Source organism: Bacillus sp. FSL M8-0071, assembly GCF_037975455.1.
Classification (GTDB): domain Bacteria; phylum Bacillota; class Bacilli; order Bacillales; family Bacillaceae; genus Bacillus; species Bacillus subtilis.
Genome location: NZ_CP150256.1, coordinates 1,263,918 through 1,287,789 on the forward strand (window position 1 = coordinate 1,263,918; position 23,872 = coordinate 1,287,789).

Sequence of the window (23,872 nt, forward strand, 5' to 3'; positions counted from 1 at the left end):
ATTTCGGTATACAGTTGAGACAAGATCTTATTATTCACACTTTAAAGGAGGTTTCCTATGAAACTGTTAGCGATTACATCTTGTCCGAATGGAATCGCCCATACGTATATGGCAGCGGAAAATCTTCAAAAAGCTGCTGACAGACTGGGCGTTAGCATCAAAGTTGAGACCCAGGGGGGAATTGGTGTCGAAAATAAGCTAACCGAAGAGGAAATTCGCGAAGCGGACGCAATCATTATTGCTGCAGACCGTTCGGTAAACAAAGACCGGTTTATAGGCAAAAAACTGCTGTCTGTGGGGGTACAGGACGGTATCCGCAAACCGGAAGAATTGATTCAAAAAGCTCTTAACGGTGATATACCGGTCTATCGTTCCTCTACAAAATCGGAATCCGGTAATCATCAGGAGAAGAAACAAAATCCAATTTACCGTCATTTAATGAATGGTGTTTCATTTATGGTTCCTTTCATTGTTGTCGGCGGATTATTGATAGCGGTTGCATTAACGCTTGGAGGGGAGAAAACACCTAAAGGCTTAGTTATTCCGGATGATTCCTTCTGGAAAACGATTGAACAGATCGGCAGTGCTTCATTTTCATTTATGATTCCGATTTTAGCCGGCTATATCGCCTATAGCATCGCTGATAAACCGGGACTTGTTCCAGGGATGATCGGCGGTTATATTGCGGCGACTGGAAGTTTTTATGACAGCGCAAGCGGCGCCGGATTCCTCGGGGGGATTATTGCCGGGTTTTTGGCCGGATACGCGGCACTTTGGATCAAAAAATTAAAAGTTCCAAAAGCAATCCAGCCGATTATGCCGATTATTATTATTCCGGTGTTTGCATCACTGATTGTAGGTTTAGCGTTTGTGTTTTTGATCGGCGCGCCTGTAGCTCAAATTTTCGCCTCTTTAACAGTTTGGCTGGCGGGGATGAAAGGGTCGAGCTCGATCCTTCTGGCATTGATTTTAGGTGCGATGATCTCATTTGATATGGGCGGTCCTGTAAATAAGGTGGCGTTTCTGTTTGGATCGGCAATGATTGGAGAAGGAAATTATGAAATCATGGGACCAATTGCTGTCGCCATTTGTATCCCCCCGATTGGCCTTGGCATTGCGACGTTTTTAGGAAAAAGAAAATTCGAGGCATCTCAAAGAGAAATGGGGAAAGCGGCATTTACGATGGGTCTCTTCGGCATTACTGAAGGAGCGATTCCATTTGCGGCGCAGGACCCTCTGCGCGTCATTCCAAGTATTATGGCAGGCTCAATGACAGGTTCTGTGATAGCCATGATTGGCAATGTGGGAGACAGAGTGGCGCACGGCGGACCTATCGTTGCAGTGCTTGGTGCAGTTGATCATGTCTTGATGTTTTTTATTGCTGTGATTGCAGGATCTCTTGTCACTGCTCTGTTCGTCAATGTACTAAAAAAGGATATTACGGCGTCTCCTGTGCTCAGTGAAACTGCACCGCCCTCCGCGCCAAGTGAAGCTGCGGCAGCAAATGAAATAAAGCAGCCAATTCAAAGCCAAAAAGCTGAGATGTCGGAATTTAAAAAACTGACAGACATTATCAGCCCGGAATTAATTGAACCAAATTTATCGGGGGAAACGAGGGATGACATCATAGATGAATTGATTCAGAAATTGTCCCGAAGAGGTGCGCTGCTTTCAGAGAGCGGGTTTAAACAAGCCATTTTGAATCGTGAACAACAGGGAACAACGGCGATTGGCATGAATATCGCGATTCCGCACGGAAAGTCTGAGGCGGTCAGGGAGCCGAGTGTTGCCTTTGGGATCAAACGATCAGGCGTTGATTGGAATAGCCTGGATGGATCAGAAGCTAAATTAATCTTTATGATTGCTGTACCGAAAGAGAGCGGGGGAAACCAGCATCTCAAAATACTGCAGATGCTATCTCGAAAGCTAATGGATGACAATTATAGGGAGCGGCTGCTCTCCGTGCAAACAACAGAAGAAGCATACAAGCTGCTAGAAGAAATCGAATAAAGCGGGGGATTTTCATGACGACTGAACCGTTATTTTTCAAGCCTGTTTTCAAAGAAAGAATTTGGGGTGGGACCGCTTTAGCTGATTTTGGCTATACCATTCCGTCACAACGAACAGGAGAGTGCTGGGCTTTTGCCGCGCATCAAAATGGTCAAAGCGTTGTTCAAAACGGAATGTATAAGGGGTTCACGCTCAGCGAATTATGGGAACATCACAGACATTTATTCGGACAGCTTGAAGGGGATCGTTTCCCTCTGCTTACAAAAATATTAGATGCTGACCAGGACTTATCTGTTCAGGTGCATCCGAATGATGAATATGCCAACATACATGAAAACGGTGAGCTTGGAAAAACAGAATGCTGGTACATTATTGATTGCCAAAGTGATGCCGAGATTATTTATGGCCACAATGCAACAACAAAGGAAGAACTAACTACCATGATAGAGCGTGGAGAATGGGATGAGCTCTTGCGCCGTGTAAAGGTAAAGCCGGGGGATTTTTTCTATGTGCCAAGCGGTACTGTTCATGCGATTGGAAAAGGAATTCTTGCTTTGGAGACGCAGCAGAACTCAGACACAACCTACAGATTATATGATTATGATCGAAAAGATGCAGAAGGCAAGCTGCGCGAGCTTCATCTGAAAAAGAGCATCGAAGTGATAGAGGTCCCGTCTATTCCAGAACGGCATACAGTTCACCATGAACAAATTGAGGATTTGCTTACAACGACATTGATTGAATGCGCTTACTTTTCGGTGGGGAAATGGAACTTATCAGGATCAGCAAGCTTAAAGCAGCAAAAACCATTCCTTCTTATCAGTGTGATTGAAGGGGAGGGCCGTATGATCTCTGGTGAGTATGTCTATCCTTTCAAAAAAGGAGATCATATGTTGCTGCCTTACGGTCTTGGAGAATTTAAACTCGAAGGATATGCAGAATGTATCGTCTCCCATCTGTAACATGGCAGGGCTTGAGAAATAAATTTGCGAGTGAAGACGCCTATTCTCCAGCAATGATCTAAATAAAATAAGAGTTTAATAGTTGGAGAAGAAATGTTACACTCTTTTCTGTATATGGTAAAGAATGAAAAAACACGATTCGGTTGGTAGTCCGGATGCATGATTGAGAATGTCAGTAACCTTCCCCTCCTCGGGATGTCCATCATTCTTTAATATCTTTTATGAGGAGGGAATCGTTATGAAATTAACGGTTTACTACGATGGTCAGTTTTGGGTAGGCGTTGTTGAAGTTGTGAACAATGGAAAGCTAAGAGCCTTTCGTCATCTTTTTGGCAAAGAGCCGAGGGATTCTGAAGTATTAGAGTTTGTTCATAACCAACTCCTGAATATGTTGGCCCAAGCTGAGCAGGAAGGAGTTCGTTTACAAGGCAGACGTCAAAAAAAGATCAATCCAAAAAGATTGCAGCGCCAGGTTTCAAAAGAGTTGAAAAACGCCGGAGTAGCTTCTAAAGCTCAAGAGGCGATAAAGCTAGAGCTTGAAGCAAGAAAGCAAAAGAAAAAACAAATAATGAAAGAACAACGAGAACATGTAAAAGAGCAAAGGTATATGCTCAAAAAGCAAAAAGCGAAAAAGAAGCACAGAGGTAAATAATCCAAACAAAAGCAGGCGCAGTGCCTGCTTTTGTAATTAAGGACTCTACTTTGTAACATATATCCAATGTTTATAATCCGCTGATTTATGATTCAATATAAACCCTAACTTCTTCAAGGTTTTTTGTGAGCCTAGATTATCATGTTCGCATCTTGCGGTGATCCGGTTTACTGTTTCTTGGCTTAATGCCCAGTTTATTAGTTTTTGGGCGGCTTCCACACAATAACCTTTGCGGCGATGACTTTTATTTGTTGCAAAACCGATTTCAATCATGCCATTTTCGTCTGGGTCACCTAAAAATCCAGTTCCCCCAACAATTTCATGACTGTCCTTCTTTACAATAATCCATGAATCAAATCCTTTTGTTCCATTGTTTTTGACTAAAATCTCGCGGAAATAAGGTATCGCTTCAAAAAAATCAGAATTTGGCCATTCACCATTTGTTTCATAACCTAAGTCTTTGATAGCCTGATGATCTAGTTTAGACGCGGCGTCAAGAAGGGGAATATCAATCGTTTGTAATCGTAATCGATTCGTTTCAAGGAGAACCATATATCTAATCCTCTTTTCTTTTTACTGGGAATAATGATAACATATAACAATTTTCTCTGATACCTTGGCAGTAGAGAAAGATGAAGAAATTGAGGGGAATTGAAAGAGTGACAGGTAAGAGTTTGCCCAGACCAAAAACGGGTAGGAAAATACCGATGTTAATGTGTCCCTACCCGTTTTTCTGTTCCTGAATGCAGGGTTTCTGATAACATGTTGTGCTACCTTTTCGCAATCAAATAAAGCGATATAGCTCTTTGGGTTTGCACAGGATTATGAATGATAATGACCCATTGGTTTCTTCGTCTTGGAAAGCTTGCTACAGCATACAATGGAGCAGTATCGCGCGGAGTGAATCCACCATTTATCACGTTGATATCTCTTCCTTCAAGATGACAAACTAAGTATTCACCTGGATTGATGACCTGTTGGTTCGTCCATGCGTAAGAATAAAAGCCGTCTCCAAGATCTTTGGTGGAAGATGGGGGGACAATGCCATCTACAGTCAATGTGATTTCTCTTCTTCGCTGTCTTTCTGAAAAGTCTGGACTTCTTTGAGGGTTATGAGTATGTGAAAAGTAAGGAATTAACGCAGGGCCATAAAAGTAATGATACAAAGCAACCACTCCTTTATTTTCCATTCATACAAATTGTATGTGGGAGTTATTTGTTCATTCCTGTTTTGTTCCATGTAGACTAATAATGGGCTATAGGCGTCCAATGAAATCAATTTGTCCTTTCGTTGATTCAATGCTAGTAACCTTGAAAATGCTGGTTAGGATGATAGAATTTACATATTACTGCAAGAAGTTAGACATACATCATTTTGATAGTGGGTGAAAACAATGGCGAAAAAAATGGCAAAAACAAATGCGGTTCGTCTGATAGAACAGCAGAACATCTCTTATGAGGTATTAGGGTATAAAACAGACGGCCAGCCGGTAGATGGCATCTCTGTTGCGGAAAAAATCGGTTATCCTTTGAAATATGTATATAAAACGTTGGTTGCAGCAGCAGGAACAAATCATTATTATGTCTTTGTTGTACCCGTTGCAGAAGAGTTAGATGTAAAAAAGGCAGCAAAGGTGACAGGGGAAAAGAAAATAGAAATGATTGCAATGAAGGAGCTGTTAGCGGTAACTGGCTATCTTCGCGGCGGCTGCTCGCCAATTGGCATGAAAAAATTGTTCCCGACCTATATTGATGCATCTGCAGAAACGCTTGATTTTATTATTGTCAGTGCAGGGAAAATCGGTATGCAGCTAAAGTTGGCGCCACAAGATTTAGCCAGATCATGTGATGCCGCATTTGCAGAAATTGTATAGATGCAGATATAGGGGAACGAAAAAGCTTAGTCATATCGATTAAGCTTTTTCCGCATCCCTTTCAAATATGATTTCAAAATAAGCAGCTGCCCCATACCCATCTATACTGGGAGCGAAAATCTGAACGAATCTCCAGCCTCTTTTCGCATAATCATGGATGATTTGCTGGTAATCTTCTTTAGGCCTTCTTCTCATCGTGCTCAGCTCAACTCTTACGAATTCATATTCTTTCATCGTTTGATCCCTCCTATTAAGGTATACGCATAATTGAGCAAGAAGTTCCGAAAAGCTAGGTTAAGGTCGGAAAGTATATTTCACTCACTAAACAAATCCATTTATGCCTGCATGGCTATAAAAACGGATTTTACCGGGTCAGCAGTCCAAATGAATCTCTTGCTTATTGCATTTGACTGAGTATATAAGTAAAAAAAGAGCGGCCAGAACATATAAGAAGGAGATGATCATTAACGCACTCATAACAGGGTAGTGTTTAGCGGAGTAGATGAAAAAATCAAGCTGTGAAATTTGTTTGGGGCTGCTGACGGCATCAATTCCATTAAGCAGTTTTGAGAGTTTAGCAGTATAGTTCCAATCAAATCGATCTGAAACAAGCTCGCTTCCTTGATACCAATTAACAGCAGCTAAAAACAGAAATATCATAATAGAAAATCCAAGCTGAACAACTAAAAATATTCCCTTCACTTTTGTATGACCTCCAAATCTATGAATATGGGAAAATCAAACAATATATTACCACCGTATGGGTTATTCTTGCAATTTCACTTTCATACAACTCAAACGCAAGTCTATTTTTTTGTTTGTTTTTGGCTTATAATACCTGATGATGGAAAAAGAGTGCGGGTTTATAGATTAGAGAAACAAATGTATTTCTTAAGCATTTTTTATTTGTGGAGAGAGTATAGAAGCATTCGATTAGATCTGCTTTTTCACAGAAACGCTTTTCATCTGTTTGCCTGAGCTTTACAATTGGCTGGCAAAAAAACAATGATTTCTTTCAATCAAAACATGCAACGATGCGACATATTTTATATCTTGATGACTTATCTCATTGCCTTTAAGTCATCCTATCGAGAAAGCGATGGTATTTTATGAACAAAGAAACCCTAAAAAACATACTCATGATTTTTTCAATATGCGCAACCCTCCGAGAAACCGATGGTATGCGCATAGCTGATAGCTGGATTTTGAGTGAGATTATACGATTTTTGATTTGCATGGCTGTGTTTTTTGCCGTGACATTTCTATTAGATGCTGTTTTTCCAAACAAAAAAGAGTCACATTAATGTGTGGCTCTTTTTGCATCATCTGATCAGAAACATCATAAATGAATCGATCATCATGATGAAGAACAGCAAGCAAAAATAAATAAGCGAGTAGACAAACATATCCTTTGCCCACTTCACGTCATCGTCTGTTTTGAATCCTTTGATGCTTTTTTTGATCCATATGCCTCCGAGAACCAAGGCGGCTAAGAAATAAAATGGGCTTATATGGCCGGTGCCTAGAGAGAAAGGAAATAATAGCGTGACCGGCACCAGGACGGCAATATATTGCATCATTTTTATTTTTGTTAAATGATTGCCTTTGACTACTGGCAAGAGCGGAACGCCAGCAGCGCGATATTCCTCTTTGCGTCTTATCCCAATCGCCCAAAAATGCGGCGGCTGCCACAGAAACATAATCGTGTACAACAGCACTGCTGTCATACTGAGGTCACCGGTTACGGCACAATACCCCATCAATGGCGGCGCAGCTCCTGGGAAGCTCCCGACAAATGTGCTCCACACAGACGTTCGTTTCACCCATACCGTATAGATAATCGCATAAAAAATAAAGGCGGCCAGTCCGAGAAAGGCCGTTAATGGATTGAGGGAATAAAGCATGGCAAGACCTGCGATTCCTAAAACAGAGCCATATGTTAAGATCATGGCTGGCGGCATTTTCCCTGTGACCGAGGCCCTGCTGCGAGTGCGTGCCATTTTTGCGTCCATATGCCGATCAAAATAGTTGTTATAGACAGTGCCGGAAGCCATCACAAACGCGGTTCCCAACATTGCTGTTACCATTGTCATCAAAAAAGCCAAGCCGGTTAACGTTTTTTCTGCGCTTGCAAACGCGATCCAAAATCCGCCGAAGGCTGCTATCGAGTTTGATATGATAATGCCGGGTTTTGCAAGTTTGATAAAATCGTAAATGGTTACCCGGTTCGAAGCTTTTATGTATTTTGTTTCAGATATGGCTGCAGAATCTCTTGTATTCTCCAAAAATAGACGCCTCCCCCAAAACTGCATGCTTTTGTTATCGTAACAAGAGGGGGACGGAATCACAATTATTTCCTATATTTGTCATGATATTGTCATTTTTAAAACAAAAAAATGGGGAGCTGGACTGCCCCCATTTTGATATGCGGCGACTAGTAACCGTAACCTCCGCCATATCCTCCGCCATAACCGCCGCCGTAACCGTGCCAAGGGTAGTAAGGCGGTCGCGGGCGCGGGTAGTAATAAGGCGGGCGCGGATAAAACGGGTAGAACGGATAATACGGTCTTGGATAATAATAAGGCGGATAAAATGGCGGTCTCGGACGCGGATAATAATAAGGCTGTCTTTCATCATAAGGGGTAATTTGTTCAAATGACTGTTCATTCAAAGGGTAATCCAAGAGGAAAACCTCCCTAGCTTTTTTTATTCCTTTTACCATATTCCTGATGCTTAAGTTGGGTGTATGTACATTCATGAAATTCGGTTTTTTTTATGATGAAATTCCTTAAAAAGGATTGACATGAACTTCTAAATCTCATAGTATTACAAATGTGAAATAAATGTTACTACAATGTTACAAAAACATTTCTAAATAGATACAGTTCCAACTGATGAAGAGTAAATCGAAATGGCTACGAAAGAAGGAGTTTTTGTTGTTGGCAAAAAGAATCAAATGGTTTCATGTATTAATAGCAGTTGTATGTGTGGTGGGCCTTATCGGCTTTTTCCATAATCATTCATTGAAAAAAGAAACGGTCATGAATAAAGTAAGAACTGATTCTCAATATGGGAATGTTGAGATCGCAACGCTTGTGAATGACGGGAAAACTTTTAATTACGCGGTTAACTATCCCGTTTTCAAAAATGAAAAAATGGATTCGGCATTAAAAAGATTCGCAGAAAAAGAGGTTCGTCAATTTCAAAAGGAAACAAAAGACGTTGACCAAGAGCATACGACAAAACGCAACGAATTAAATGTTGATTATAAAATTGTCCATTATGCCAAACAGACAGTGGCGATTATATTTAATGAATATAAATACATCGGCGGGGCACACGGGCAAACCGTGAAAAAAACGTTTAACTATGATTTTAGTAAACAAGCGTTTCTTTCCATTGATGATATTTTCAAAGAGGACGCTGACTACTTACATAAGCTTTCGTTAATCGCTTATCACGAGCTGAAAAAGAATAAGGACATTGCCGCGGACGATGCACTGTTAAAGGAAGGGACGGCTCCGAAAAAAGAAAATTTCAGCCGCTTTGCCATCAAGGAGGATTATATCGAACTTTACTTTGACACATATCAGGTTGCAGCAGGCTATCTTGGAGAGCAATCGATTGCCATTAAGAAAAGTCTTTTGAAAGACATTCTGAAAGAACAATATATTGATAAAGCAAAAAATAAAAATAAAATCAAAGAACAAAAGCCGAAGCATGAAGTGATTTCTTTACCCAAAGAGGAAACAGTTGATCCAAATCAAAAAGTCATTGCGCTTACTTTCGACGACGGCCCGAATCCTGCGACAACAAATCAGATTCTAGACTCCTTGAAGAAATATAAGGGTCATGCCACGTTTTTTGTTTTGGGGAGCAGAGTTCAATATTATCCGGAAACGCTAATAAGAATGCTGAAAGAAGGAAATGAGGTGGGGAACCATTCATGGAGCCATCCGCTTCTCACAAGGCTTTCAGTGAAAGAAGCGTTAAAGCAGATCAATGATACGCAAGACATCATTGAAAAAATAAGCGGATATCGTCCGACGCTTGTAAGACCCCCATACGGCGGCATTAATGATGAACTGCGGAGTCAAATGAAAATGGATGTTGCGTTATGGGATGTTGACCCGGAAGATTGGAAAGACCGTAACAAAAAAACAATTGTTGACCGTGTCATGAATCAGGCGGGAGATGGAAGAACCATTTTGATTCACGATATTTACCGCACCTCTGCTGATGCGGCCGATGAAATTATAAAAAAGCTCACCGATCAAGGCTATCAATTGGTGACAGTTTCTCAGCTTGAAGAGGTTAAAAAACAAAGAGAAGCGAAATAAATTAGAAAAGGCTGTCCGTACGGACAGCCTTTTTTCTATTTAATAAGAGCCTGTGGTGGCCCAAACATTTAAGTTTGGTCCTGAATACTTGCCGAAAGCGTAAGAAGTCCTTGGATCTAAATCATATACCATCGGTGTATAGCAAGACTTTTGGCCGGCCACCGCTTTTCCATTGCCGCCTGCAGAATCACAATTATATCTTTTTCCGTCTGTGTTCCGGGTAATCTCCGCATTTGCTTCATAGCCAGACGTCAATGTATTATTCATCGTGATTTTTGCCCAAGCCGTTTTACATGTACTGCTGAATTTAAGCTCGACTACTCCGATGACTTGATTGCTGGCATTCACTAAGTTTGAGGATTTTTTTGTAGAGCCGCTGGACGCACAATCATTGTAATAAGGGCTTTTTCCATCGTAGGCATGGGTTTCCGCCTTGGCGGGTGCACCTTTGACGGCAAAAACAAATACTACTGCGAATAACACCAATGAAGCCTTCATAAACAGTCTTTTCAATTTATGACCTCCTTAATATGGCAAACAATAAATCATATGGAGGAACAATCAAAACATGCATGCTTTTTTGTGAACAATAAAGGCGGCCGGGAGGATGGAGTTCTTGGCCGCCTCTGGTATGAGGTTATGCTTTTACATCAATGGTTTGTCCGAGAGTTGGATGTTGAATCATCTTTAAGGTTTGATCGGCATTTTGCTGGGCGGTGTCCAGCATTTTTTTCGTTAAAGCAATATTTACATTCTGGGCAAGGGATGCTTGATGCATCGCAACCGATAAAGCAGGAATATCCATGGTTCCACCTCCTATGCCTTACCTATCGGCGGGTTTGTATGATTTTACAGTGAAAAATGGCTTAATTTCTCTTGTTGACCCTTACGCTGCGGCATATCGTATGTTTTTGACAAGGAGGGAATCAGGATGAATCTAGTAATGGAAAAGACCTTTGAGCAATACGAAAAGCTGTTTTCAATGGAAGAACAGAAAAGAGAAGATGTATTTCTGTATACGATGATGAGGCCGTTTGAAAAGATGTGGACCGCCATCCAAGTTCCGCTGAAAGCGAAGGAGCCAAACGGCTATGATGTGATCATGGCTGCGAAAATGCTGGGCTATTTGGATGTCCGTGATGCTGAAAGCGGCCAGAAAGCACTACAAATACTGAAAGAATCACATGTTTCAGAGACAGCTGAATCTGCACTTCGGCAATGCATATTTTTTGCTGAGCGCGAACAGCTGCGGGTGAATGCAAAGGAGATCAAATTCGGCCTTTATATCGCTGATCCAAATAAGCTTCAGCTGCAAAAAGGCTACTGCGGGTTTGGCGGGATACCGGGCTTTATTCATGTATGGATTAATCCGAACAGTTATAACCTGCCAAGGATTCCTTCCATTATTGCTCATGAGTTTCATCATAATGTGCGGTTTTCGTATATAGATTTTCATCATGGCTCTGTAAGTGTCGGGGATTATCTTGTGATTGAAGGATTGGCGGAATCATTCGCCAGAGAGCTGTTTGGTACGGAACGATTGGGCCCTTGGGTAACTCGTTTTGATCATGAGGATTTGCAATATTCCATTGATGTGATTAATGAGATGTTGGATGTGAAAGGAGTTTCGGAAGTCAGCCGTTATATGTTTGGTGATCCAATTGCTAACGACCAAGGCTTTAAGCCTGCAGATTTATCGGCTTTTGCGGGTTATGCAGTTGGCTATCATGCCGTTCAGTCATTTATGAATCAACATCATATCACGATAAGCGAGGCCACACGTTTGGATGCGAAGACCATTCTTTCTCAATGCGGGCTGTTTTCTACATGAAAAAAGCGTCACATACAGCGGCGCTTTTTGATTCCCAAAACCAGCAGTTCTATGGCGGCACAGGCGGCAATTCCGATTGTATATGCTTCGATATCGCTCCATAAAAAACCGTACCCCAGTACAAGCCCGCCAAGAGAAGTATCCCTAATCTGGTCGATCCATTCGGCATGATAGAGCTGGCTGAATTCAATGACAAAACAGAAAGAAAGACTGATAATGCCCGTTTTCATTGTCTTCAGCTTCCGAAATAGAAATCCGCATCCCGTAAAGATCATGGCGGCCCACAACGAGTCCCCAAGATAAGTATTGAGGGTATCAGGAAGAACACTGGAGTATGCTCTGGATCCAAGCCCCAGCCCAATGATCAGTAAGGTGAAAACTGCATATATCCAACGATTTCGCTTCATTGCGAATTGATACCCCGTCTCTTTTTCATCTCCCTGTATTGTAAGGAATATAGCTTTTATTTGTCCACTAAAAAAGCGGCTGAATAGCCGCGTAGGGTGTTTATTTTGCTTTTAGGTTTACATGGTCGGCTGTCTGATCCGTGCCTATTACAAAATGGAGTTCATAGCGGCCTGTATCATATACATAATCGATTTCATCGGTAAACGGGACGGTTAACACCCGATTTGCTGGCCCTAATTGCTTCTGCAGTACTTCCGGCGTAACTCCGCCTAAATTCAGCTGCCGTTCCACACCGGTTCCAAAGTAACGGATTTCTGAAATTGTCATGTCTTTATGATAGGAAAATCCGTAGCCCGGCTGTCCCATATTCCAGTGATATAAATCAAATCGATTGTCTCCCCCGACTGGTCTTTCCGGTTCCCCAAACGCAGCGTGGACATCCCCTTTTGTGCTTTTGTTAATGGTAAGGCCTTGCGCCTGCTGAGGCATTTCCCCTTTATAGGCGGTGTTATAGAGGTTTTTGACAAGCTCGGCGGCTGATTGATTCGTGTTTTCTGAGAGCGTGTTTGTTTGAGCTGCGGCCTTTGCCGGTGCTGAAAAGGACGCAGCCCCAAAGCCGGTAAAACAGCTTGTTACTGCTGCCGCAGCGGTAATAGCAGACATTGTCTTTTTCATGTTGATCCCTCCTTATTGATCTACCATCCCGTTTCCCGGTGTTAGTGCAATAAAACATGTGAGTGCGCTTTGTATGTTTTATTGAGTTGTTGTAAGGGAACTGAAATAGGTAATTCGGTATATAAAGCAAGAAAGGGGAATGGAGATGCCTGGCAAGAAAAAAATCACAATAAACGGCGTTGAAATGGAAGCGTCCGAGGAACAGACGGTGCTGCAGCTTTTGAATAACAGCTCGATTGAAGTGCCGCAAGTTTGCTATCATCCAAGCTTAGGACCGATTGAAACATGTGATACGTGCATCGTCAGCATCAATGGTGAGCTGAAGAGGTCGTGCTCCGCTGAATTAAAGGATGGGGATATCATTGATACGCTCTCACCTGACGTGAAAAAAGCGCAGGTCATCGGGATGGACAAGATTTTATATAATCATGAGCTTTATTGTACAGTTTGCGATTACAACAATGGGGGATGCGAAATACATAATACGGTGAAGGAAATGAAAATCAATCACCAAAGCATTCCGTTTGATCACAAGCCATACCATAAGGATGAATCCCATCCGTTTTATCGTTATGATCCAGATCAATGTATTTTGTGCGGACGCTGTGTTGAGGCATGCCAGGACGTTCAGGTAACTGAAACGCTGACCATTGACTGGGAGCGGAAACGCCCGCGCGTCATTTGGGATAACGACGTGCCGATCAATGAGTCGTCATGTGTGTCATGCGGCCATTGTTCAACGGTCTGTCCGTGCAACGCGATGATGGAAAAAGGAATGGAAGGGGAAGCCGGATATTTAACAGGCATCAATAACGAAACGCTGCGACCGATGATTGAGATCACGAAAGGCGTAGAGACAGGCTACGGCTCGATTCTCGCGATTTCTGATATGGAATCGGCCATGCGTGATGAACGAATCAAAAAAACGAAAACCGTCTGCACGTATTGCGGCGTCGGCTGCAGCTTTGATGTCTGGACAAAGGGCAGAGACATTCTGAAAGTAGAGCCGCAGGAGGAAGCGCCAGCCAACGGCATTTCTACTTGTGTGAAAGGCAAGTTCGGCTGGGATTTCGTCAACAGCGAAGAACGCCTGACAAAGCCGCTGATCCGGGAAGGCGACCATTTCCGTGAAGCAGAGTGGGAGGAGGCGTTATTGCTGATCGCCAGCAAGTTCACTGAATTAAAAGAGGCGTTTGGCCCGGATTCTCTCGCTTTTATTACATCTTCTAAATGTACAAATGAAGAATCCTATCTTATGCAAAAGCTGGCCAGAGGGGTCATTGGCACAAATAATGTGGACAACTGCTCCCGCTATTGCCAATCTCCTGCGACTGCCGGCCTGTTCCGGACAGTCGGCTATGGCGGTGATTCAGGATCAATTACAGATATCGCGCAAGCGGACCTTGTTTTGATTATCGGTTCGAACACGTCTGAGTCGCATCCAGTCTTATCCACTCGCATTAAACGGGCTCATAAGCTGAGAGGGCAGAAAGTGATCGTCGCGGATATCAGAAAACACGAAATGGCAGAACGCTCCGATTTATTTGTCCAGCCGCGTGCCGGATCGGATATCGTCTGGCTGAATGCGATCGCCAAATATTTAATAGAAAACGGCAAGGCCGATGAACGATTTTTGAGAGAAAGAGTGAACGGACGGGATGAATATGTAAAAAGCCTCGCGCCGTACACACTTGAATATGCTGAGGAGAAAACCGGGATTGATCAAGAAACCCTTATCCAAATGGCAGAGATGATCGGGCAAGCTGACAGTGTGTGTGCATTGTGGGCGATGGGCGTGACACAGCACATTGGAGGAAGCGACACGAGCACGGCGATCTCTAACCTGCTGCTTGTGACAGGAAACTACGGAAAACCGGGAGCAGGTTCTTACCCATTGCGCGGCCATAATAACGTGCAGGGAGCAAGTGACTTCGGGAGTATGCCTGACAGACTACCGGGCTATGAAAAAGTGACGGATGAACAAGTCCGCCAAAAATACGAGCGGGCGTGGGGCGTGCCGCTGCCGAAGGAGCCGGGTATGACCAACCACGAAATGATTGAAAAAATCCATTCCGGACAGCTGAAAGCGATGTATGTAAAAGGTGAAGAAATGGGCCTTGTCGACTCCAACATCAATCATGTACACGCCGCATATGAAAAGCTTGATTTCTTTGTGGTGCAGGACATTTTCCTTTCACGTACAGCGGAGTTTGCTGATGTGGTTCTTCCTGCGAGCCCAAGCCTTGAAAAAGAAGGAACGTTTACAAACACAGAACGCCGGATTCAGCGTTTGTATCAGGTATTTGAACCGCTGGGTGAATCAAAGCCGGATTGGCAGATTATTATGGAGGTTGCCAATAAGCTTGGCGCCGACTGGCACTATAAGCATCCTGCAGACATTATGGAGGAAGCAGCCAAGCTGTCGCCGATTTATGCCGGTGTCACCTATGAACGTCTTGAGGGCTATAATTCCCTGCAATGGCCTGTAAACGCTGATGGAAAGGATTCGCCTTTACTCTTTACAGAGCGCTTCCCTTTCCCGGACGGCAAGGCCATTCTCTACCCTGTCCAGTGGACAGAGCCTGAGGAATTCGGTGAGGAATATGATATCCATGTCAACAATGGGCGGCTCTTGGAGCACTTCCACGAAGGGAACCTGACTTACAAATCAAAAGGGATTTCGGAGAAAACACCGGAAGTGTTCTTAGAAATTTCTCCTGAGCTTGCGGCAGAACGAGGGATTCAGGACGGAACCCTCGTCAGACTCACATCGCCTTTCGGAAATGTCAAAGTGAAGTGCCTGATTACTGATCGAGTCAAAGGGAAGGAAGTATATCTGCCAATGAACGATTCAGGGGAAGCGGCGATCAACCTGTTAACAGGCAGCCATGCCGATAAGGATACCGATACGCCTGCTTACAAAGAAACATCGGCCAAGATGGAAATTTTGAAGCACGACGGAATCAGCCCGCTGCCTAAGATCAACCACCGCAACGGCAATCCGCAGCCGCAAATCGGTGTGCAGGTTCATAAGAAATGGGCGCGGAAGGATTATATTTTCCCTGGTGACGCTGTGAAAAGGGGGATGGGCCATAATGGCTAAAGCGATTAAACGAATCCAAAAAATCGAGGTAACAGAAGAGGATCAGCGAAAGCGTGATTTGCGGGAAATTGAAGATGCTCTAATTGACCACAAAGAAGCGATTCTCGAAACATTGCATATGCTGGGCCATATGAACGAGCGCGGTGTCCTGCCGTTGCTCCGCGGCCTTTTTGGCCAAGGGGATAAAGTTCTTGATATCCTGGTGAAAAAGGCAGATACAGAGGAAACAGCCAATACGCTGAAAAATCTGCTTCTTCTGTTTGGAACACTCGGCATGCTGGACGTGAAGCAGCTGGAGCCTCTCATTTTGAAAGTGAATGCGGGTGTGGCAAGCGCTGTAGAGCAGAAAAACAGTGAAGAAAAGACAGGTTATTTTGATATTATCCGCTCGCTAAAAGACCCGGAAATCAACAAATCAATTACACTGCTCTTTTCCTTTTTAAAAGGAATGGGACAAGATACAAAGGAGCTGGAACGCACGACGCAGCCTCCGGAACACCAAAAACATCATCAGGAACCTCGAGAGAAAAGAGGAATGAATAAGCGAGATTGACCTCCCACCCGAGCGGCTTCAGCCAGCTCGGGTTTTTTGATGAAAAGGTCTAATGGACTAGTGAAAAATATTCAAATACTAGGAAGAAGTAAGATTGTGATGAATGAGATAGAAATAATCGTTACTTTCTTACCTGTTAAGAAAAGGAAAAATCTGATTATAATAGAAATCGATTACTTTAGATGGGGGAACAATCATGAAAAAAGTCTTATTACTATTATTTGTCTTGACGATCGGGTTAGCGCTTTCTGCGTGCAGCCAATCGAGCGATGCGTCAGAGAAGGAAAAACCGAAAGAGAAAAAATCGCAAGAAGAGCTTGAAAAGGAACTTGATAAGGAATTGAAAAAAGTCGGTGAGCCGAAGACCAAAAAAGATGATCAAATACATAAAATAGGAGAAACATTTAAAGCAGGACATACGAATTTTACAGTGAATAAAGTTGATAGAGTGCAAAAAGGTGAATATATGAATGTTGGCGGAGCTGTAAATGAGGAGACAAAAACAATAAAAGATGATGAGGAACGGCTTATTATAGAAGTTACGATGGAAAATATAGGGGAAGATTCAATAAGCTACAATTTTATCGGGTTTGATTTAAGAGATAAGAATGATCAATCAGTGCGGCCTGTTTTTTCTATAGAAGAGAAGGGCAGAATCCTTATGGGAGGAACACTAGTATCGGGGAAAAAGGTTACAGGTGTACTCAGTTATGTCATCCCTAAAGGAGAACAGAAACATTACACACTGGTATATAATCCGTTTTTAGCTGATACAAATAGCAGTAATACAGAAGAGAGAGTAAAGGACGATATTGATTACTTGGTGAAGTTAGATTAGAAGCTAATTTACAGTTGCACGTTTTTCATCTGTGGAAAACGTGCATTTTTTATAGCGAAACTTGACTTGAAAGGATGAGTGATAAAAGTGCAAACCAAATGGCTGGAACGGGCACAGCGGATTCGGGCGATCGCCCAAGCGGGGCTTGCTTTTTCCAAGGATGTGTACGACAGGGAGAGGTACGAAGAGCTAATGAAGCTTAGCGCGGAAATGATGGCGGATTACTCGGAGAAGGACATTGAAGTTATCACTGATTTATGGCAAGGCGAGAAGGGCTATCCAACACCGAAAGCGGATGTTCGCGGCGCTGTATTCAGAGAGAATCAGATTTTGCTTGTCCGGGAGAAGCATGATGAGCTGTGGTCGCTGCCGGGCGGATTTTGCGAGATTGGTTTATCGCCGGCTGAAAACGTTGTCAAGGAAATCAAAGAAGAGTCGGGGTACGATACAGAGCCGTCTCGATTGCTGGCCGTGCTAGACAGCCATAAACACTCTCATCCCCCTCAGCCTTATCACTATTATAAAATCTTCATCGCATGCAGCATGACGGGCGGGCAGGGGGAAACAGGGATCGAGACGAATCATGCCGCTTTTTTTCCGGAAGACAGCCTCCCGCCGCTTTCTCCAAAACGAAACACACCCTCACAGCTTAGCATGCTGTTTGACTTTTTGCGCCATCCGGACAAGAAAACGATATTTGACTAAAAAAGAAAGAGCCAATTGGCTCTTTCTTTTTTATAATGTAATGTGTTTTTCGTTGGCGAGTTTCAGAAGGGTCAAAATAGAATCGGCTTGTTTATGGCCGAGTTTTTGCTTTAATTTGTTTTCTTCAACTAATCGGCTGCCATAAATTTTGACAGAGGCTTTGTCGACGACAGTATGCCAGTTTTCCTGTTTTTTTCCCTCAACAAGCGGTTTTTCATGTCTCTCAGAAAAAGAGAACACAAACAGTACGAATGCAAGTGAAAGTAGGATGCCGACAACTTGTTTTTTGTAATTAGTCTGTGCTGCCACGTTGTTCTCTCCTTCACCTTTTACCTTCTATTTAATCATAGAATCAGCTTATTTTACATAATGGGAAAGTCATTTTTGGAGTTAGTGCATTTGGTTGAAAACAGAGGCGTTTTTTGAGCGGAGCGGTGCAATTGAATCCATATTGGATTTGCGTGCTTATGCCTAAGGTCACGTTGTGAGCCAAAACAGCAGTGCAGAATAGAAAAAAATTGAAAGATTATGGTAAGATGAACGAAATTCGAGGGGGAATATATGATGCCTGCATCGAACATCGTGATCGCCTGCCTGCTGTTATCAATTTAATTATTTGTGGTAGTCCCTCTCTTTTTCGAAAGCGGGAGGTGAAGTGGAACATTAATTGCTGAATTCTTTCAAGGGGAGTGACCGTACATGAATGTGTTAAACCGCCGGCAAGCCTTGCAGCGAGCGCTGCTCAATGGGAAAAACAAACAGGATGCGTATCATCCGTTTCCATGGTACGAATCGATGAGAAAGGATGCGCCTGTTTCCTTTGATGAAGAAAATCAAGTGTGGAGCGTTTTTCTTTATGATGATGTCAAAAAAGTTGTTGGGGATAAAGAGCTGTTTTCCAGTTACATGCCGCAGCAGACAAGCTCTATTGGAAATTCCATCATTAACATGGACCCGCCGAAGCATACAAAAATCCGTTCAGTCGTGAATAAAGCCTTTACTCCGCGCGTGATGAAGCAATGGGAACCGAGAATTCAAGAAATCACAGATGAACTGATTCAAAAATGTCAGGGGCGCAGTGAGTTTGACCTTGTTCACGATTTTTCATACCCGCTTCCGGTTATTGTGATATCTGAGCTGCTAGGAGTGCCTTCAGCGCATATGGATCAGTTTAAAGCATGGTCTGATCTTCTGGTCAGTACACCGAAGGATAAAAGTGAAGAAGCTGAAAAAGCCTTTTTGGAAGAACGAGATAAGTGTGAGGAAGAACTGGCTGCGTTTTTTGCCGGCATCATAGAAGAAAAGCGAAACAAACCGGCACAGGATATTATTTCTATTTTAGTGAAAGCGGAAGAAACAGGCGAGAAGCTGTCCGGTGAAGAGCTGATTCCGTTTTGCACGCTGCTGCTGGTGGCCGGAAATGAAACCACAACAAACCTGATTTCAAATGCGATGTACAGCATATTAGAAACGCCAGGCGTTTACGAGGAACTGCGCAGCCATCCTGAACTGATGCCTCAGGCAGTGGAGGAAGCCTTACGTTTCAGAGCGCCCGCCCCGGTTTTGAGGCGCATTGCCAAGCGGGATACGGAGATCGGTGGGCATCTGATTAAAGAAGGTGATATGGTTTTGGCGTTTGTGGCATCGGCAAATCGTGATGAAGCGAAGTTTGACAGGCCGCACATGTTTGATATCCGCCGCCATTCCAACCCGCATATTGCGTTTGGCCATGGCATCCATTTTTGCCTTGGGGCTCCGCTTGCCCGTCTTGAAGCAAATATCGCGTTAACGTCTTTGATTTCTGCTTTTCCTCATATGGAGTGCGTCAGTATCACTCCGATTGAAAACAGTGTGATATACGGATTAAAGAGCTTCCGTGTGAAAATGTAATAGATAAGGAGACTGGAGATTCATGAAAAAGTACCATATTTCGATGATCAATATCCCGGCATACGGACATGTCAATCCTACGCTTGCTTTAGTAGAGAAGCTTTGTGAGAAAGGGCACCGTGTCACGTACGCGACGACTGAGGAGTTTGCGCCCGCTGTTCAGCAAGCCGGTGGAGAAGCATTGATCTATCATACATCCTTGAATATTGATCCTAAGCAAATCAGGGAGATGATGGAAAAGAATGACGCGCCCCTCAGTCTTTTGAAAGAATCACTCAGCATTCTGCCGCAGCTTGAGGAGTTATATAAGGATGATCAGCCTGATCTGATCATCTATGACTTTGTTGCGCTGGCTGGTAAGTTGTTTGCTGAAAAGCTTAATGTTCCGGTCATTAAGCTCTGTTCGTCATATGCCCAAAATGAATCCTTTCAGTTAGGAAATGAAGACATGCTGAAAAAAATAAGAGAAGCAGAGGCTGAATTTAAAGCCTACTTGGAGCAAGAGAAGTTGCCGGCTGTTTCATTTGAACAGTTAGCTGTGCCGGAAGCATTAAATATTGTCTTTATGCCGAAGTCTTTTCAGATTCAGCATGAGACGTTCGATGACCGTTTCTGTTTTGTCGGCCCCTCTCTCGGAGAACGGAAGGAAAAAGAAAGCCTGTTGATTGACAAGGATGATCGCCCGCTTATGCTGATTTCTTTGGGTACGGCGTTTAACGCATGGCCGGAATTTTACAAGATGTGCATCAAGGCATTTCGGGATTCTTCATGGCAAGTGATCATGTCGGTTGGGAAAACGATTGATCCAGAAAGCTTGGAGGATATTCCTGCTAACTTTACCATTCGCCAAAGTGTGCCGCAGCTTGAGGTGTTAGAGAAAGCTGATTTGTTCATCTCTCATGGCGGGATGAACAGTACGATGGAAGCGATGAACGCAGGTGTGCCGCTTGTCGTCATTCCGCAAATGTACGAGCAAGAGCTCACTGCAAATCGGGTTGATGAATTAGGCCTTGGCGTTTATTTGCCGAAAGAGGAAGTGAATGTTTCCAGCCTGCAGGAAGCGGTTCAGGCTGTATCCAGTGATCAAGAGCTGCTCAGCCGCGTCAAGAATATGCAAAAGGATGTAAAAGAAGCTGGCGGAGCGGAGCGTGCGGCAGCTGAGATTGAAGCGTTTATGAAAAAATCCGCTGTCCCACAGTAAAAACATAAAAACCGAAATCAATTTGATTTCGGTTTTCTGTTTAAATATTTTTTTTCATCCCGCATCTCCGGCATTCTCTAAGAAATTTTCCGCCTTTTACAGAGCTTTTGAACAGTGTGTAATCACAGTTGTCGCAGCGCCCGCTGCGGGCGTCCGGATATTCATTGAATTCGTAAACGATCGATGTATCGTAGCCTTTTGTTTCATATTCTTCTTTTTTTGTTTCCATGTCGTCCCTCCGTTACAAGACGTGTCTGCTGTTTATCTTACAGCAAGCTTCCGGCGTATTCAATGGATTTTAGGAGTTTGGGTTTATCTTGATTTCTCCCTTGGTTTGCGCCAAAATAGCTTTAATAAGCTTGTATACATAAAAAGCCTATGCAAAGAGGAGAGGAAACGGGTATGGGAAAAGGGTTACTTGGAAAACATGTGGCAATCGGTGGCTCACGAAAAACGGAAGAAATCAGTACAATCATTGAAAAACAGGGCGGAATACCTGTCATCCGGCCTCTCCAAGGCACGGTTTACTTAGCAGAGAAGCAGGTGGAGCCGGATTTGCGGACGTTTGTGGAGGGAAAAAAAGCTGACTGGGTCATTTTCACGACAGGCATCGGGTTGGAGACTCTTGTCGATATGGCAGAGAAAATTGGACTGAAAGATGAGTTTCTGCAGGCCATTTGCCAAGCGAAAGCGGCATGCCGGGGATACAAAACGCTGTCTGCGCTGAAAAAGCTTGGAATCACACCGGAAGCTTCGGATGAAGACGGGACAACAAGAGGCTTAATCCGTTCTTTGGAGCCTCACGACTTTTCAGGAAAAACAGTCATGGTGCAGCTTCATGGCGAAAAAGCGCCGGCTCTCATGGCATTTCTTGAAGAAAAAGGCGCGTCTGTCCTGCCGATTCTGCCTTATCAGCACATCCCGCCGGAGGAGGAAACGGTGGAGCGGTTATGCCGAGAGCTGATGAACCGTGAGATCGATGCCGTTTGTTTTACAACGGCCATTCAGGTTCGTTCCCTGTTTGATTTTGCTAAGGGGCGAGGTTATATCAATGAAGTGAAGAAGGTATTCGAAGAACGCGCCATCGCAGCTGCTGTCGGAAAAGTGACTGCTGAAGCACTGCGGGAAGAGGGCATTACGAGACTGCTTGCGCCAGAGATTGAGCGGATGGGTGCGATGATTGTTGAGCTGGCCAAGTATTATGAAGAAAAGGAATAACAAGTACAAAAAGCCGCTTTTCCATTGGAAAGCGGCTTTTGTCTGTCATTCATTCTGCTTCAGCTGCTGATGAACGGTGAATAATGATGGGTATGTCAGCACGCTTAAGATTACACAAGTCAGCGCGGCTGAGGCCATCGTTGTAAACACGATTAAGAGCTGAAAGCGTACTGCCTGAATCGGGTCCGCGCCGGCTAGAATCTGGCCAGTCATCATGCCGGGAAGCTGGACAAGACCCAGTGTTTTCTGGCTTTCGAGCGTCGGGATCATACTCATTTTCATCGCTGAGGTAAGAATGCGCTGTATGGATTGCTTCGGTGTGCCGCCAAGTGACAATATTAATTGAATTTCTTCTTTGCGAACGCCGACTTCTGAGTTAAGCCGGTTTAGAAACAAACTTGAGAGCACCATCGAATTTCCGATGACCATCCCGCTGATCGGAATGACATATCGTGCCGTAAGCGGAATGATATGAAGAGACAGCAGAATTCCCTGCGTCACAATTTCTACGATTGCTAACGCGGCAAACACCCTCCAAAACGAACCGATTGCATTTTTCTTTCGCTTGATGACATTTTGCGCCGCCACCGCGAGCATTAACAGCACCATCAGCAGGATAAAAACAGGGTGGTCTCCGCGAAAAATCAGCGACAAAACATAACCGATGATAAGCAGCTGCACCGCGGCCCGGATGGTGGCGATGATCATGTCTTTTTCTACACCGGCTTTAAAGGATTTTGATAAAAACAAGGCGATCAAAACAAAGATCATCGTTAAAGAGAGAGAAAGGTAATCCATTACCGGGTCCCACCCTTCAAAAATTCTTTCGCTGCTTCATGCTGCGGAGCGGAGAAAAATGTGTCGGTTTCAGCGATTTCAAGCAGCCGGCCATCTGCCATAAACCAAATGGTATCGGCTATTCGTTTTGCCTGCTCCATATTATGAGTGACCCACATGACTGTCCATTTTTTCTCTTGATGCTGACGTTTGATCAGTTCTTCAATCTCAAGAGCAGAGACCGGGTCCAAGGCCGATGTGATTTCGTCCAACAATAGAATGGAGGAAGGATTTGAGAGCGTTCTGGCCAGTGACAGTCTTTGCCGCTGCCCGCCCGATAAGTCTCTGGCGCTTCTGTCTAACAACTCTGGCGGCAGCCCTGCAAGCGAAGCCAGCTTTTCAGGAGAGTACAGCTGGGATTGATGCAGCCTTTGTACAAGACTTAAATTGTCACGCACTGTCCCGTCGAGCACGGGAGCCGATTGAAACGCGAGGGCTGCCGTTCGCCTCAGCTCATTGACATTCCATTCTCTGACTTCCTTTCCGTATATGTTGACTTCGCCGCTGTCAGGCGTTCTCATTAAATTACACATAGAAAGGAGGGTGCTTTTGCCTGAGCCGGAAGGACCTAAAACGGCTACGATTGCGCCCTGTTGAATGTCTCCGGTGACATCCTGCAGCACATCATAGGTTTGTCCATCTTGTTTATAGCTTTTTCTGACTGATCTGAAGGAGATGGCTGGTATGTTTTGTGTTTGATCGTTTGCTTCCATTACAATAATCACCTTTCAATATAAGTAGGCTGACATTATATTTAACTATAACGTGAAACAGA

General features: G+C 43.8%; 27 protein-coding genes. 13 read left to right on the top strand and 14 right to left on the bottom strand.

Annotation, left to right across the window (positions count from 1 at the left end; genetic code table 11):
- Nucleotides 1-57: 57 nt before the first annotated feature.
- The 3 genes from manP to MKX71_RS06530 all read left to right on the top strand — a co-directional run bounded on the left by manP (nt 58) and on the right by MKX71_RS06530 (nt 3,624).
- Entirely contained in the window at nt 58-2,010 is a 1,953-nt protein-coding gene (manP, locus tag MKX71_RS06520; RefSeq protein ID WP_339231875.1) for a PTS mannose transporter subunit IIABC, read from the top strand.
- A gap of 14 nt (nt 2,011-2,024) precedes the next feature.
- Nucleotides 2,025-2,972, top strand: a complete 948-nt coding sequence (gene manA / locus MKX71_RS06525) for a mannose-6-phosphate isomerase, class I (RefSeq protein ID WP_339231876.1) — start codon at nt 2,025-2,027, stop codon at nt 2,970-2,972.
- A 169-nt stretch (nt 2,973-3,141) separates the two neighbouring features.
- Nucleotides 3,142-3,624 (top strand): YjdF family protein, encoded by a 483-nt coding sequence (locus MKX71_RS06530; RefSeq protein ID WP_087962193.1) that lies wholly within the window; start codon nt 3,142-3,144, stop codon nt 3,622-3,624.
- 45 nt (nt 3,625-3,669) lie between these two features.
- Here MKX71_RS06530 and MKX71_RS06535 read toward each other — a convergent pair whose 3' ends face one another.
- Both MKX71_RS06535 and MKX71_RS06540 read right to left on the bottom strand, forming a co-directional pair.
- Nucleotides 3,670-4,176, bottom strand: a complete 507-nt coding sequence (locus tag MKX71_RS06535) for a GNAT family N-acetyltransferase (RefSeq protein ID WP_339231878.1) — start codon at nt 4,174-4,176, stop codon at nt 3,670-3,672.
- Between the two features lie 218 nt (nt 4,177-4,394).
- Nucleotides 4,395-4,790 carry a hypothetical protein gene (locus MKX71_RS06540; RefSeq protein ID WP_101502008.1) on the bottom strand — a complete coding sequence of 132 codons (396 nt, stop codon included), beginning with the start codon at nt 4,788-4,790 and terminating at the stop codon, nt 4,395-4,397.
- A gap of 228 nt (nt 4,791-5,018) precedes the next feature.
- On the opposite strand from MKX71_RS06540, the gene ybaK reads away from it, so the two are divergent.
- Complete coding sequence (gene ybaK, locus MKX71_RS06545) at nt 5,019-5,498, top strand: Cys-tRNA(Pro) deacylase (RefSeq protein WP_029317643.1); 480 nt, start codon at nt 5,019-5,021, stop codon at nt 5,496-5,498.
- A gap of 39 nt (nt 5,499-5,537) precedes the next feature.
- Here the strand turns inward: ybaK and MKX71_RS06550 are convergent, their stop codons facing one another.
- From MKX71_RS06550 to cotT, 4 genes are all read right to left on the bottom strand, one after another.
- Nucleotides 5,538-5,732 carry a DUF4177 domain-containing protein gene (locus MKX71_RS06550; RefSeq protein ID WP_003232825.1) on the bottom strand — a complete coding sequence of 65 codons (195 nt, stop codon included), beginning with the start codon at nt 5,730-5,732 and terminating at the stop codon, nt 5,538-5,540.
- Between the two features lie 138 nt (nt 5,733-5,870).
- Nucleotides 5,871-6,200, bottom strand: coding sequence for a YjdJ family protein (locus tag MKX71_RS06555; RefSeq protein WP_088325626.1), 330 nt, complete (start codon nt 6,198-6,200; stop codon nt 5,871-5,873).
- A gap of 620 nt (nt 6,201-6,820) precedes the next feature.
- Nucleotides 6,821-7,810 carry a heme o synthase gene (gene cyoE, locus MKX71_RS06560; protein WP_076457955.1) on the bottom strand — a complete coding sequence of 330 codons (990 nt, stop codon included), beginning with the start codon at nt 7,808-7,810 and terminating at the stop codon, nt 6,821-6,823.
- A gap of 122 nt (nt 7,811-7,932) precedes the next feature.
- Nucleotides 7,933-8,181 carry a spore coat protein CotT gene (gene cotT, locus MKX71_RS06565; protein WP_015715704.1) on the bottom strand — a complete coding sequence of 83 codons (249 nt, stop codon included), beginning with the start codon at nt 8,179-8,181 and terminating at the stop codon, nt 7,933-7,935.
- A gap of 253 nt (nt 8,182-8,434) precedes the next feature.
- Between cotT and pdaC the strand changes: the two genes are divergently transcribed.
- A complete protein-coding gene (gene pdaC / locus MKX71_RS06570) occupies nt 8,435-9,838 on the top strand; it encodes a peptidoglycan-N-acetylmuramic acid deacetylase PdaC (protein ID WP_026113742.1) in 1,404 nt (467 codons plus the stop codon).
- 39 nt (nt 9,839-9,877) lie between these two features.
- On the opposite strand, the gene MKX71_RS06575 is transcribed toward pdaC, so the two are convergent.
- Nucleotides 9,878-10,351 (bottom strand): YjfA family protein, encoded by a 474-nt coding sequence (locus MKX71_RS06575; RefSeq protein WP_003244679.1) that lies wholly within the window; start codon nt 10,349-10,351, stop codon nt 9,878-9,880.
- A gap of 124 nt (nt 10,352-10,475) precedes the next feature.
- Nucleotides 10,476-10,643, bottom strand: coding sequence for a YjfB family protein (locus MKX71_RS06580; protein ID WP_014476499.1), 168 nt, complete (start codon nt 10,641-10,643; stop codon nt 10,476-10,478).
- A 126-nt stretch (nt 10,644-10,769) separates the two neighbouring features.
- Between MKX71_RS06580 and MKX71_RS06585 the strand changes: the two genes are divergently transcribed.
- Nucleotides 10,770-11,669: a DUF2268 domain-containing protein gene (locus MKX71_RS06585; RefSeq protein ID WP_339231879.1), complete on the top strand. Its 900-nt coding sequence runs from the start codon at nt 10,770-10,772 to the stop codon at nt 11,667-11,669.
- An 8-nt stretch (nt 11,670-11,677) separates the two neighbouring features.
- Here MKX71_RS06585 and MKX71_RS06590 read toward each other — a convergent pair whose 3' ends face one another.
- Together MKX71_RS06590 and MKX71_RS06595 are read right to left on the bottom strand one after the other, a co-directional pair.
- Entirely contained in the window at nt 11,678-12,076 is a 399-nt protein-coding gene (locus tag MKX71_RS06590; RefSeq protein ID WP_319620474.1) for a DUF2809 domain-containing protein, read from the bottom strand.
- A gap of 100 nt (nt 12,077-12,176) precedes the next feature.
- Nucleotides 12,177-12,752, bottom strand: a complete 576-nt coding sequence (locus tag MKX71_RS06595; RefSeq protein WP_014476503.1) for a YjgB family protein — start codon at nt 12,750-12,752, stop codon at nt 12,177-12,179.
- Between the two features lie 145 nt (nt 12,753-12,897).
- On the opposite strand from MKX71_RS06595, the gene fdhF reads away from it, so the two are divergent.
- The 4 genes from fdhF to MKX71_RS06615 all read left to right on the top strand — a co-directional run bounded on the left by fdhF (nt 12,898) and on the right by MKX71_RS06615 (nt 17,951).
- On the top strand, nt 12,898-15,855 hold the full coding sequence (gene fdhF, locus MKX71_RS06600) for a formate dehydrogenase subunit alpha (RefSeq protein ID WP_181216992.1): 2,958 nt from the start codon (nt 12,898-12,900) through the stop codon (nt 15,853-15,855).
- Nucleotides 15,848-16,408 (top strand): DUF1641 domain-containing protein, encoded by a 561-nt coding sequence (locus tag MKX71_RS06605; RefSeq protein WP_003232799.1) that lies wholly within the window; start codon nt 15,848-15,850, stop codon nt 16,406-16,408. Before fdhF ends, MKX71_RS06605 begins: the two co-directional genes overlap by 8 nt.
- A 196-nt stretch (nt 16,409-16,604) precedes the next feature.
- On the top strand, nt 16,605-17,246 hold the full coding sequence (locus MKX71_RS06610) for a DUF4352 domain-containing protein (protein WP_339231880.1): 642 nt from the start codon (nt 16,605-16,607) through the stop codon (nt 17,244-17,246).
- Between the two features lie 78 nt (nt 17,247-17,324).
- The gene (locus tag MKX71_RS06615) at nt 17,325-17,951 is read left to right on the top strand and encodes an NUDIX hydrolase (protein WP_256683362.1); all 627 of its coding nucleotides are present in this window, start codon (nt 17,325-17,327) and stop codon (nt 17,949-17,951) included.
- Nucleotides 17,952-17,981: 30 nt separating this feature from the next.
- Here MKX71_RS06615 and MKX71_RS06620 read toward each other — a convergent pair whose 3' ends face one another.
- Nucleotides 17,982-18,260 carry a hypothetical protein gene (locus MKX71_RS06620; RefSeq protein ID WP_042974212.1) on the bottom strand — a complete coding sequence of 93 codons (279 nt, stop codon included), beginning with the start codon at nt 18,258-18,260 and terminating at the stop codon, nt 17,982-17,984.
- A gap of 390 nt (nt 18,261-18,650) precedes the next feature.
- Between MKX71_RS06620 and yjiB the strand changes: the two genes are divergently transcribed.
- Nucleotides 18,651-19,841: a monooxygenase YjiB gene (gene yjiB, locus MKX71_RS06625; protein ID WP_038428813.1), complete on the top strand. Its 1,191-nt coding sequence runs from the start codon at nt 18,651-18,653 to the stop codon at nt 19,839-19,841.
- Nucleotides 19,842-19,863: 22 nt separating this feature from the next.
- Nucleotides 19,864-21,042, top strand: a complete 1,179-nt coding sequence (locus tag MKX71_RS06630; RefSeq protein WP_070548839.1) for a glycosyltransferase — start codon at nt 19,864-19,866, stop codon at nt 21,040-21,042.
- A 40-nt stretch (nt 21,043-21,082) separates the two neighbouring features.
- On the opposite strand, the gene MKX71_RS06635 is transcribed toward MKX71_RS06630, so the two are convergent.
- Complete coding sequence (locus tag MKX71_RS06635) at nt 21,083-21,271, bottom strand: hypothetical protein (RefSeq protein WP_003232781.1); 189 nt, start codon at nt 21,269-21,271, stop codon at nt 21,083-21,085.
- 173 nt (nt 21,272-21,444) lie between these two features.
- On the opposite strand from MKX71_RS06635, the gene MKX71_RS06640 reads away from it, so the two are divergent.
- A complete protein-coding gene (locus MKX71_RS06640) occupies nt 21,445-22,260 on the top strand; it encodes a uroporphyrinogen-III synthase (protein ID WP_339231882.1) in 816 nt (271 codons plus the stop codon).
- A 45-nt stretch (nt 22,261-22,305) separates the two neighbouring features.
- On the opposite strand, the gene fetB is transcribed toward MKX71_RS06640, so the two are convergent.
- Nucleotides 22,306-23,058, bottom strand: a complete 753-nt coding sequence (gene fetB / locus MKX71_RS06645; protein WP_017697302.1) for an iron export ABC transporter permease subunit FetB — start codon at nt 23,056-23,058, stop codon at nt 22,306-22,308.
- Nucleotides 23,058-23,810, bottom strand: coding sequence for a phosphate ABC transporter ATP-binding protein (locus MKX71_RS06650; protein WP_003232774.1), 753 nt, complete (start codon nt 23,808-23,810; stop codon nt 23,058-23,060). The genes fetB and MKX71_RS06650 overlap by 1 nt, the downstream gene beginning before the upstream one ends.
- Between the last annotated feature and the right edge of the window lie 62 nt (nt 23,811-23,872).

Coding starts and splice junctions, on each gene's coding strand:
- MKX71_RS06550 (WP_003232825.1), bottom strand. CDS start 5,732: ATGAAAGAATATGAATTCGTAAGAGTTGAGCTGAGCACGATGAGAAGA.
- MKX71_RS06640 (WP_339231882.1), top strand. CDS start 21,445: ATGGGAAAAGGGTTACTTGGAAAACATGTGGCAATCGGTGGCTCACGA.
- MKX71_RS06610 (WP_339231880.1), top strand. CDS start 16,605: ATGAAAAAAGTCTTATTACTATTATTTGTCTTGACGATCGGGTTAGCG.
- MKX71_RS06535 (WP_339231878.1), bottom strand. CDS start 4,176: ATGGTTCTCCTTGAAACGAATCGATTACGATTACAAACGATTGATATT.
- MKX71_RS06650 (WP_003232774.1), bottom strand. CDS start 23,810: ATGGAAGCAAACGATCAAACACAAAACATACCAGCCATCTCCTTCAGA.
- manP (WP_339231875.1), top strand. CDS start 58: ATGAAACTGTTAGCGATTACATCTTGTCCGAATGGAATCGCCCATACG.
- MKX71_RS06530 (WP_087962193.1), top strand. CDS start 3,142: ATGTCAGTAACCTTCCCCTCCTCGGGATGTCCATCATTCTTTAATATC.
- yjiB (WP_038428813.1), top strand. CDS start 18,651: ATGAATGTGTTAAACCGCCGGCAAGCCTTGCAGCGAGCGCTGCTCAAT.
- MKX71_RS06590 (WP_319620474.1), bottom strand. CDS start 12,076: ATGAAGCGAAATCGTTGGATATATGCAGTTTTCACCTTACTGATCATT.
- ybaK (WP_029317643.1), top strand. CDS start 5,019: ATGGCGAAAAAAATGGCAAAAACAAATGCGGTTCGTCTGATAGAACAG.
- MKX71_RS06605 (WP_003232799.1), top strand. CDS start 15,848: ATGGCTAAAGCGATTAAACGAATCCAAAAAATCGAGGTAACAGAAGAG.
- MKX71_RS06630 (WP_070548839.1), top strand. CDS start 19,864: ATGAAAAAGTACCATATTTCGATGATCAATATCCCGGCATACGGACAT.
- fdhF (WP_181216992.1), top strand. CDS start 12,898: ATGCCTGGCAAGAAAAAAATCACAATAAACGGCGTTGAAATGGAAGCG.
- MKX71_RS06595 (WP_014476503.1), bottom strand. CDS start 12,752: ATGAAAAAGACAATGTCTGCTATTACCGCTGCGGCAGCAGTAACAAGC.
- cyoE (WP_076457955.1), bottom strand. CDS start 7,810: ATGCAGTTTTGGGGGAGGCGTCTATTTTTGGAGAATACAAGAGATTCT.
- MKX71_RS06635 (WP_003232781.1), bottom strand. CDS start 21,271: ATGGAAACAAAAAAAGAAGAATATGAAACAAAAGGCTACGATACATCG.
- fetB (WP_017697302.1), bottom strand. CDS start 23,058: ATGGATTACCTTTCTCTCTCTTTAACGATGATCTTTGTTTTGATCGCC.
- MKX71_RS06580 (WP_014476499.1), bottom strand. CDS start 10,643: ATGGATATTCCTGCTTTATCGGTTGCGATGCATCAAGCATCCCTTGCC.
- manA (WP_339231876.1), top strand. CDS start 2,025: ATGACGACTGAACCGTTATTTTTCAAGCCTGTTTTCAAAGAAAGAATT.
- MKX71_RS06585 (WP_339231879.1), top strand. CDS start 10,770: ATGAATCTAGTAATGGAAAAGACCTTTGAGCAATACGAAAAGCTGTTT.